General features: G+C 42.8%; 5 protein-coding genes. 2 read left to right on the top strand and 3 right to left on the bottom strand.

Going from position 1 to position 10,949, the window contains the following annotated elements; all coding sequences use genetic code 11:
• The 3 genes from QUB25_RS28660 to QUB25_RS28670 all read right to left on the bottom strand — a co-directional run.
• Positions 1–442, bottom strand: a 442-nt coding sequence (locus QUB25_RS28660; protein ID WP_333188732.1) for a DUF3370 family protein, incomplete at its 3' end; no start/stop codon positions are given.
• Positions 443–740: 298 nt separating this feature from the next.
• A complete protein-coding gene (locus QUB25_RS28665) occupies positions 741–6,041 on the bottom strand; it encodes an AAA family ATPase (RefSeq protein WP_333188724.1) in 5,301 nt (1,766 codons plus the stop codon).
• Between the two features lie 99 nt (positions 6,042–6,140).
• On the bottom strand, positions 6,141–8,255 hold the full coding sequence (locus tag QUB25_RS28670) for a carotenoid oxygenase family protein (RefSeq protein ID WP_333188726.1): 2,115 nt from the start codon (positions 8,253–8,255) through the stop codon (positions 6,141–6,143).
• Positions 8,256–8,829: 574 nt separating this feature from the next.
• On the opposite strand from QUB25_RS28670, the gene surE reads away from it, so the two are divergent.
• Positions 8,830–9,507 carry a 5'/3'-nucleotidase SurE gene (gene surE, locus QUB25_RS28675; RefSeq protein WP_333188728.1) on the top strand — a complete coding sequence of 226 codons (678 nt, stop codon included), beginning with the start codon at positions 8,830–8,832 and terminating at the stop codon, positions 9,505–9,507.
• 156 nt (positions 9,508–9,663) lie between these two features.
• Positions 9,664–10,725, top strand: coding sequence for a DNA methyltransferase (locus QUB25_RS28680; protein WP_333188730.1), 1,062 nt, complete (start codon positions 9,664–9,666; stop codon positions 10,723–10,725).
• The last annotated feature ends 224 nt before the right edge of the window (positions 10,726–10,949 follow it).

Genomic DNA, 10,949 nt, shown 5'->3' on the forward strand with positions numbered 1-10,949 from the left:
AAGTTGCTCCTTGCAAGACATTTAAAGTAACAGGTTCGGAGTTAGGATTGTGGACAATTATGCCTTGAAATAAGGTGCGAGTTTCGGCGCGATTTTTAGCTTTGGCGATGTGGTGGGCAAAGATGTCAAATCGGCCTTTGAAAGGAAAGTTTAAGTGTGCAGAAGGTACTTGTTTGGCTTCTTGCGGAAATGTGGAGAGCAAAATGCCTTCGGTTTGCACAACTTCCGGGCTGTTGCTGTTGAAAACCGGGATGCTGTCGAGTTGCCCCGGTAAAACGCGCACTTGCTGGGGCTGCATGACTGTGTTTAGCGGGGCCGTTGTCTGGGGTTGTGGTAAATCTAGTTCGTTTTCGGGTGCGGGGGCTTCTGGGTCGATGATCAGTTGTTGTTGGGCGGGAGGTGCGGGGATTGTTTGAGCTAAGGGAAAAATGGGCAAAAACATTGCTGAGAGGGCGTTTAACTGAACTTGCAGAAGATTGCCTTGACGCAAAGCAATCGACACAAAACTTTACCACAAGTTGGTTGATGTTTTTGGGGATTTTTAGATGTTAGGTGAATGTTTGCGGTAAATTGGGCGATCGCCCAATTTAGGACTTTGGAGAAGTTGCGTCCAAGGAAGGCAATGGAGCGAGCCTTTTCGTCTCGATCGATTACACGCCCACTATACAAGTCCGGTGCAACCGGACTTGATATGACCAATTACCAATTCCCAATTACCAATTCCCAATTCCCAACTTGCGTTATTTCTGTTTTAGGACTACCAAAGTAATGTCGTCAAAAACTTTATGTTTGTCAATATGTTGCCGCAGATGATCGATTACTGCTTCTCGAATTTCTTCAGCCGTTTTGTGGCGATTTTCTTTGGCCACTTGGCACAATCTTTCTATGCCGTAATACACTTTATTTATATTTACAGCTTCGGTAATTCCATCTGTGTAAAGCACTACTACATCCCCTGGATTAAGATGCACTTGTATTTGGGAAACAAAACCCGAAATATCTTCCTCTAATCCCAGGGGAAAACCGAGTTCCAGTGTATCGATCAGTTCGATGTTACCATCAGTACGGACTACGATAACTTCTTCATGTTGACCGCTGAGGCTGAAGTTACTATCTTGATAATCTAACAAAGCCAAGGTCATGTTTTTAGAGGAGTCGATGCGCTCGATATTGGCATAAAGGGTGCGGTTTAACACATCAAGAAACTTCACCGGATCGGTTTCGTTCATTTGTTGGAGAGTGCGGACGGCGGTTTGCGCCATAATCATTAATACGCCACTTTCTAAACCATGTCCCGTAACATCGCCGATGCTAATTTTTACCTGATCATTTTTGGTTAGCACGTCGTAGTAGTCGCCACCAACTTCATCGGCAGGTTGCATATATCCAGCTATTTCTAATCCTTTAATTTTATCAAGTTCTGATTGTTTGGGCAAGATCATTTGTTGCAGTCGTTTGGTGACTTCTAACTCAGCACTGAGGCGGATGTTTTCGGCTTTGAGTTTGTTGTTGAGGGAGCTAATTTCCTGGTTTGCTTGGGCGAGTTGGGCGGTGCGTTGTTGCACTTTATCTTCTAAAGTTTGATAGAGACGGGCATTTTCGATGGAGATCGCAGCTTGGGCGGAAATGATGTTGAGGACTTCTAGGCGATCGCGCGTAAAAGCCCCCGCTGTTAAATTATTTTCTAGGTATAGGATGCCTACCAATTTACCTTGATTGATTAGGGGGCTACACAAGATAGATTTAGGTCGCTGCTGAATAATATACGGGTCAGATGCAAACCTGGTTTCAGTTGTTGCATCATCGATCGCAAGAGTTTCTTGCGTGCGTTCTACATAATTAACCAGCGAGATAGGAATCTCTTGACTTTCAGTCGCTGACTTCGAGATTAATTGACATCGTTCACCCGTACATTGAGCTTCAATTTTCCACTTACCTGCTAGGTCAGGTATGAGGAAATAAAATTTTTCCGCGCCCGCGTTTTCCCGCAAGACTTGCATCAAATTCGAGAGTAACTTATCTAAATTAACTTCCCCTGAGAGCGCTTGGGAGGCTTTGATAATTGTTGATAAATCCAGCTCTTTTCCAGAACCTGAACTGGTAGAAGTGATAGTGGTTCTGGTCTGAACAATCATTTCGTCTCTTCCACTCGTCAGGCTGTTTTTCCTACCGACGATAGGTGCGAGTAATTCAGCATGGCGCTCTTCTAAATCTTTGACTTTTGCCTTGGCTCCCCAGCGAATATAAGCATAGTAACCGTCAATCAGGTAGGTACGCGCTACTTTCTGACGACCTAATGCTAAATAAAATTCTGCTGCTAGTTCATTGGCGAGCGCTTCGTGCTCGACGTATCCATTTTCCTTGGCTCCATCTATCGCCAGGTCGTAATATTCCATTGCTGAGAAATATTGCCCCGATACGCGGGCTTTTTCGGCCTCTACTAAGTCATACTTATGCTGGTAATTGGCAGGGCAATGGAACGCCCAATTTTTTAGGCTTTTATGAGTTTCTTCTACTTGTGTGAGGTATTCTTGTTTCTTTTCTTCCTCTCCTGAATCTTCCTGAACATACAGGGCTAAAAGAATCAGACAATAGTAAAAATTATGTTCAATAAAACTAATATTTGATTGAACGTAACCTGAATATTTCAACCCCTCTCTCGCAAACTCGATAGCTTCTTCATACTGCTTAAACAAATAAGAAACTACAGTTTTGGCAAAATAAAGCCTGAACAAGCAAATGAAATTCTTTACTTCTCTTAAATAAGAGATAGCTTTTTCCTCATTTAATATGCTACCCATCAATATCAGTTTATTATCTGTCATCCCCCTTAAATTTTCTACTAATTGACCGAGAATTTTGAGTAAATATAACTGGTGTTCTTGGGACAATCTCTCTGCCAAGTCAATATATAGTTTTTGCTGTTCTTGCACGTAGTCTAGATGCTCAGCCTTAAAAAATAAATGCGAGCAATAGTAATCAGCAGCATGACAAGCATATTCTATATCTCCAAATTCTAAGCCGCTATTAATTGCTTGACGAAGGGGTTCTATCGTTTCCCTAGTATGCTTTTTGAGGTGGATAATACCGATGGAAACATTAACTAAAACTTTAGAACGAAACTCTCTAGCATCTAACTTCTCTAATAGCTGCAAAGCCAGTTGCCCCAGTTGATAGGATAAATTTATATCTGAGAATAGCCAAGATACGAATATACCGTAAACAGAATAGCCGTAAGTAGATTGCGGCGAATTCCCGTACTGACGAGAAAGTTCCACCATAGTATATATAATAGGTAGCGATAGCGGGCTTTCTGCAAAGCAAGCAGGTGGGAATATAAGAACTAAAAGCTGCATAGCCGCCTGCTTGTAGGGTTCGCTCATTTCAGGCAGGTTTGCTAACTCCTCAATATTGAGTTCTTGCGGGGGTGATTCATATAGGGTCACTCCTAGCATCTTTAGAACTTGCAGTCCGGCATCTAAGCCATCATTATTTTGATTTTTAGCGAGGTAAATTCTAATTTTCAGTTCGTATAAGTTGACTTGTTCGAGGATTGTTTTGGCTTGTTGAAACACGCGATCGCACAAGATCTCCGCTCGTTCTAAATTGGCATTGAGATATTCGGCTTCCGCCGCTTCTCGATAAAAATTAAATGTCAGATCGTATCTACTTTCCCAGCTATCTTGACTCAGGAGTTCTATACCTACATTCAAATAATTAACAGCAGCTTCATACGCAGTCGCTGCCTTTGCTTTCTGTCCAGCGATTAGGTTTAATTCAGCTAATTCATCTTTTTCTGACTGATTAGTTAGCAAATCTGTGCCAAAATTCAGTTGGTTAACCAGAGCAAAAATATTATCTTTTCGCTCTTGCTCTGTTGTATTATTCAGCAGCAGTTGACCAATTTTCAGGTGAGTGGCTTTTTTCTCCGATTCTGGAATCAAAGAATAAGCTGCTTGCTGCACTCGATCGTGCAAAAATTTGTATTCAACTTTGATATCCCGTACAGATGCCAACTCTTCTTGGGCAAAGACTAGAGGAATTTTGTAATTTTCAGACAGCGGCAGAATCAAACCTGCTTGCATTGCTTCCCACAAATGAGCAGCCGTCGCTAAGTTTGATTCTTCATTGACAATTGATAAAACTTCTAAATTAAATTGGTTGCCGATACAAGCCGCTAGTTTTAATAATTTTTGGGTTGTTTCTGGGAGTTTACGAATATTTCGGGCAACCAGTTCAACAATATTGAAATCTGCGATGCCAATTGCTTGGATTTGTTGGATGTCCCACCCCCAGCGGTCTGTATCTACTTGATAAACCAGCAGATTTTCCGAGTACAGCGTTTTGAGTAGCTGGGTTAAGAAAAACGGATTGCCTTGGGTTTTATTAAACAGTAATTCAGAAAAAACTTTAATTTTGTCTGAGTTTACGCTGGCATCGAGAGTGTCGGCGATTAATTGGTTGACGCTATCCAAAGCCAGCGCCTGAATGGTGATATTATTCACCACCGTTTCATTTTCTTGAATTTTTTCTATTGTCTGAATTAAAGGATGAACGGGACTGACTTCGTTATCCCGATAAGCTCCAATCGTTAATAAATATTTGCTATCTGGGTCAGTGACTAAGAGTTGAATTAACTTTAGAGATGCCGAATCTGCCCACTGTAAATCGTCTAGGAATATGACTAGCGGGTGTTCGGGTTGACAAAAAACGCGAATAAATTGTTGAAATACCCGATTAAATCTGTTTTGCGATTCCGAAGATCCCAGTTGAGGAACTTCCGGCTGTTTACCGATAATTAGTTCGACTTCGGGGATAACATCAATAATAACTTGACCGTTATTATCTAGCGCTTTTAATAAGTTTTCTTTCCAAATAGCAATCTGTTCGGAACTTTCGGTTAATAGCTGACGGACTAATTCTTGAAATGCTTGGATTAAAGCTGCATAGGGAATATTCCGCTTAAATTGGTCAAATTTACCCGCAATAAAATACCCCCTCGCTGCTACAATTGGTTTATGAACTTCATTGACAATTGAAGTTTTACCAATCCCGGAATAACCGGAAACTAACATCATCTCGGTGGCACCGAGGCTGACTCGCCCAAAGGCATCTAGAAGAATTTGGACTTCGGTTTCTCTGCCATAAAGCTTCTGGGGAATGAGTAATTGGTTGCCGCGATCGCGTTGACCGATGGGAAAATTTTCAATCTTTCCAGTTGTCTGCAATTGCTGCAAACAAGTTTCCAGGTCAAATTTTAATCCCGCCGCACTTTGATATCGGTCTTCCGCATTTTTTGCTAACAGTTTCATGACAATATCTGAAACAGCTTGGGGAATTTCTGCTACCTCTTTAGGTGGGACGGGTTGTTTGGCAATATGACAGTAAACCAACTCCATCGGATCGGTGGTATTAAATGGCAACTGGTTGGTCAGTATTTCATAGAAAGTCACTCCTAAAGAATAGAAGTCGGTGCGGTAGTCAATTGAGCGATTCATCCTTCCCGTTTGTTCGGGTGACATATAAGCGAGCGTCCCTTCTAGCAAGTTGGGATTGCTAATGCTTTGGTTTTTCAATTCCAAGCGCGATGAAATACTAAAGTCAGTCAGTTTTACTTTTCCGGTCGCTGGATTGATAATGATATTAGAGGGCTTAATGTCTTTGTGAATGATCGGTACTTGATGGAGATAGATCAAAGTTTCGGATAGAGCGATCGCTACCCTCAGCAACTCGGTTATTGACAGTTTATTAGCCGCTATAAAATGATAAAGGGATAGACCCCCAAAATCTTCTAATATTAGCGCTAAACTATTCTGATAATTTTCTAAGTTGTAACTTTTGACAATTCCTTCACACTCTAAATTTTGAGTAATTATAAATTCTTGCCTTAAATTGGTGATTTGTTCAAGGCTAGGATAATCATATTTAATAATTTTAATGATAACTGGTTGTCTGTAACCATCTTTTTTAGCTCTATATACAACAGTCCTTACTCCTTCGTAAATTTTTTCTATAATTTCGTATCCCGAAAGAACTATCATATTTTTACTTTCCTTTCTTGTTTGACATTTTTAAAGAGTGTCTATGAACCAAAAAGCCCACTCCCAAAAGCGCGATCGCGCTTTTGGAAGGTGAGTTTCTTAATGAAAATGGGGGTACACCTCATTCTCAAACAGCTTCCTAATCTCTGGCTCGTTTTGATCGACTAGCTCCTGGTAATCCTGTTGCACTGGAATATTGTAACTAGCTTGGCGCTTAGAAATCTGTCGCAACCATGCTGTATGCAACGTAAACCCAAACTTGAGTTTTGAATTATGCAATTTGCACAGGGGGCCATCTGACAGTTTGTTACCATTGAAAATCCAAATTTGATTTGTGGGTCCCAATTTTTTGTCTTCAAAACAAACAGCACAGACGATGTAACCGTCTGTAGAACTTTCACCATCACCACGGGGTATGAACTGGGGTGATAGCGTCATGTAGCCGCAAGGGAACTCATAGCGATCGGCAATCACCATCGACTTTGGGTGCAGCCTGAACAAGCAAGCAGGTTGACCCTTTTGGGCTAAGCGGATAACTTCTGAGAGCGGTATTAATCGGTACTTATAATCGTCGTACAGATCGACAATGTATTTTGTCATCAAATCTCGCCACAGTCCAAACGAACTCCAGTAGACATTTTCTAGCTTTCCTGGAGTCAAACCTGTAGGGAGCCTATCTAAGTAGGCATAGAGATCGACAGCCCATGTGGCGTTGATGTCGGAGATAACTTGGGACTCAATCAGTTGTCCAGTCTCTCCATTAATTATGTAGCGCCCCATTCGTCCGATGTCAGTCTCATCGTGTTCCATACCATGCAGGTAATCTGGCACTGGTTTGTGGGGTTGGGAGGCTGAAACATCATACTTCCTAAGCCATTCAGCTACTTGCATTCCACAAAGGTGGGCAACGTGGAGAGTGATATTGCCCTTGGGATTATCATAGTCCACCAAAAAATGGGCAGCTTCGAGAGGAATTACCACTTTCTGGGCGACGACTTCAACTTCCTTATTACTGCTAGCTGGACGCTGTCCTGCTTTTAGATCGGCACGGCGCACGATATAAATATTAGAATCCGGCAGAGGCGGACGTTCTAGTAATTTTCTCAAGTGCTGCTCTAGTTTTTTATTCTTCGGAAATGGGTTGTTGATTATCTGCTCCAGACCCGTAATGAAGGCGGTGTCCATCAGTACCACATAATCTTTAGTTACTCCTATTTGATGAATAGTTTGTTCAATTTTAACCGGCGTGCCATCTGGTAGCACTAGCTTCCATCGTTCCAGTTCGCCAACACCATCCCAGCAAACTACATAGGTAAAATCCTCCAATTCTTTCCCAAATATACTTCCAATGGAACTCATTAGGTTTTCAACTATGTCTCGGGAGAAGCCGAACACAGCACGGGAAATATCTTTCATGAAATCCGTTTGACAGAACCCCGTCAGTGCTACGATAATTTCCTCTATTAGTTGGGGAATTTCTTCGATCTCATAAACCCACTGAATGCCTTCTATAAAACTAGCCGCCGATCTGCCGTAATTAACTGTAAACATCTTACCTTCACCGGAATAATCAAAGGCAGGATGAGCCGTACTCAAAATACTTTTGCAAGGAAACTTCTTAGGATTAATTATTATGGGAATTTTGAGCTGATCGAGTTCCCCTCGCCACTCTTTATTCGATCCAACTGGTGTTACCACTTCCAGGCTGTCTGTATCAATTTCATAAGGACGACCTGCATCATAAGTAACTAGCAAGCGATCGCAGGAGTCCGCAGCAAATTTCATGGGTAGAAAAGCTGTATTTAATTGATTACGCAGACCCAGAGACGTAGACAAGCGAGCAATGCCGCGATTGAGGAATTTATACTTTTCATACTCGCCTCCAGGCTGTGTTGCTTTGTCAGCATAGTAATCTGGTGGCTTAACAAGGCGAGTCTTCACCCTCACTTCGCCTGGTCGATCAAAATCAAGCCTATAAATCATGCCATCGCCATTCAGCAATGAGTCTCCGTCTTTAAATGGGAGTCCTCCTGATTCAACAGTGCCGACTGGAGCAACTATAAAGACGTGACCCTGTAAGTCCTTTGGTAAGTTCCCTTCAATCTCCAGTTCAACGTTATCCAGTTCATCCTGACTGGCGGTCATAATCGACTGGGGAACTGGCGGACAGCCGCTCGTTACTGCTTTGGTGTTGCTCTGAGTTGGTTCGCTCATGTAACTCTTTTGAGTTAAAATGTAATAATGGTAACAGTGTACATAAGTATTTGATTTATGAATGGGAAATGAGGACTGTAACTTAGATACTATCTTTAGTAAGGATTGCATATCTATTCCCCCATCCCCTGCGTCAAAGCGCAATTGGAATCGACATTAACTTATTATCGGCTCTCTCATACTTATGGTGATAACGCAAGCTAATAATTTAGCACGATCGAGGGTTTCAACGTTCAGTCTCAGATACTTAGTATCATCTGCTACTTTGAACACCAAGCATCGGGGAGAGCCGAGGAAAAAATTATGTGATTAGATGTTTGCATCGACACTGATGTCATGAATGCTGCACTGGGGCAAGCGTAACAAGTCGCTTTAACTGACACATCAAGATGCGGCTGGGCTAAAATGTGGCGCGCCACATTTCTGCGGCAACTGTTCAATTAATGCCATGATATAAAAGTGTGGCAATGCTCATACTAACGATCGCCACCAACCAACAACCAATTTGGGCTAGAGCTACCAGAAAGTTGCCAGCCTCTGCGCTCTCAAATCGGTTCTATAAAACCGACACATAATGACGATAATTTTAACCAACGACGACGGCATCGACGCTCCAGGGATTCAGGCACTTTTGCAGGCTGTAGAAGGCAAAACAATTATGGTGGCTCCGCAAGGGCAATTGTCGGGCTGCGGGCATCAAGTGACGGCTCACAGTCCGATTCATGTCGATCGGCGATCGGAATTTGAGTATGCTGTAGGGGGGACACCGGCCGATTGCGTGCGTATTGCTCTTCATCACGTTTGTGCGAAGCCGGATTTGGTGCTTTCGGGTATTAACGCGGGCGGCAATTTGGGGGTTGACGTGTATATTTCGGGTACGGTTGCGGCTGTGCGGGAAGCAGCCATGCACGGTATTCCGGGAATCGCAATTTCCCACCGGATTAAAAGGCCGCTCGAAATTGACTGGGATGTCGCTACTCGCTGGACATCGCGGGTGTTGACGGATTTGCTGAACCGGGAACTAAAGTCTGGGTGTTTCTGGAATGTGAATTTGCCGCATTTAGCGCCGGGAAGTGCGGAACCGGAAATTGTGTTTTGCCAGCCTTCGACACAGCCGCTGCCAGTGGTTTACCGGATGGAGGGAGAATACTTTTATTATGCGGGAGAATATGGCTCGCGCGATCGGGCGGCGGGGACTGATGTTGACGTGTGTTTTGAGGGTAATATTGCAGTTACTGAGATATCGCTGTGATAGATTTGATGGGATTTGATGGGATTGGGCGATCGAACTATTTTTTTTGTCAACAAAGCGGCAGTAGGTAGGTTAACTTTGGTATCACTTACCCTCAATATCCCAAAACAGGATAAAATGTTTGTACTTAATTTTTAGAGTCACGTAAGTCAACAAATGAGTCCTAACGCAGAAGCGAATTCTCCGAGCATCTTAAAACGCAAAGCGAGCAGCACTGTTGGTCGTGGCAAAGTAGCTAATCTCAATACCAATTTTAATTTTTCTGCATGGAGTGACGAATACGTTACTTTATATCTCGGCGATAGTCTCCAGCACTACGACAATTGGGAGCAACCTACTGTCATCGTTTCAGATGGAGCTTACGGTATTCTTGGGTTTGAAGGAGACACCTCAGATCACATTGATTTACCTAATTGGTATAAACCTCATATCGAGGCATGGTCAAAAGCAGCCATACCGTGTACAACACTCTGGTTTTGGAATTCAGAGATTGGTTGGGCTATTGTGCATCCACTTCTAGAAAAATATGGTTGGCGCTATGTCAATTCCAATATTTGGAACAAGGGAAAAGGTCATATCGCAGGGAATGTTAACACACAGAAAATTCGCAGGTTTCCCGTCGTTACAGAAGTCTGCGTTCAATACGTTAGAGAAGTAACCGTTAATGAACTTACCTTAAAGGCGTGGTTACTGCGAGAGTGGAAACGCTCTGGGTTGCCGTTACGACGGGCCAATAATGCTTGCGGGGTGGTGGATGCAGCAACCAGGAAATACTTCGATCAAGGGCATTTGTGGTATTTCCCTCCGACCGAGATGTTTGAAAGGCTAGTGAACTATGCAAATGAGTATGGTAGTCCTCAAGGAAAACCATACTTTTCACTGGATGGCAATCAGCCTTTAACGGGACAAGAATGGAGCAAGATGCGATCGAAATTTAGATGCCCTCACGGTTTTACAAACGTTTGGGAGCGTCAAGCTTTACGGGGTGATGAGAGAGTTTTAACTCTCTCTGGAAAAGCATTACACCTCAACCAAAAACCTCTGGACCTGATGAACCTTATTGTTGAGGCATCGAGCGATGAAAACGATGTTATATGGGAACCTTTTGGTGGACTTTTCAGTGCAGCTTTGTCAGCACGTAACCTAAAACGAAAAGCCTTTTCTTGCGAGATAGACTCCGACTATTACTACTATGGTGTACAGAGATTTAATCAATAATTTCATCAATACTCTCTTCTCTAATCTGTAGATAATCTTGTAGGGATTTCTTGATGCTGCCTTCTAGGCGACTTGATAAAAGCTTATTCCACCGACCAACCGTCATACCGGAAACTTCAGTATTGTAGACACGTCGCTTAAATTCCTGGCGTTGCTGAGTTAGAGTATGAATAGGAGGAATAATTTATGCAATGCCCAGAATGTAAATCAACCCATATCCGTAA

The sequence above is a fragment of the Microcoleus sp. B3-D7 genome (assembly GCF_036705305.1).
In the GTDB taxonomy this organism is placed as follows: domain Bacteria; phylum Cyanobacteriota; class Cyanobacteriia; order Cyanobacteriales; family Microcoleaceae; genus Microcoleus.

Bases quoted from the DNA above. Each gene is read 5' to 3' on its own strand.
- QUB25_RS28680 (WP_333188730.1), top strand. From the start codon at position 9,664: ATGAGTCCTAACGCAGAAGCGAATTCTCCGAGCATCTTAAAACGCAAA.
- surE (WP_333188728.1), top strand. From the start codon at position 8,830: ATGACGATAATTTTAACCAACGACGACGGCATCGACGCTCCAGGGATT.
- QUB25_RS28665 (WP_333188724.1), bottom strand. From the start codon at position 6,041: ATGATAGTTCTTTCGGGATACGAAATTATAGAAAAAATTTACGAAGGA.
- QUB25_RS28670 (WP_333188726.1), bottom strand. From the start codon at position 8,255: ATGAGCGAACCAACTCAGAGCAACACCAAAGCAGTAACGAGCGGCTGT.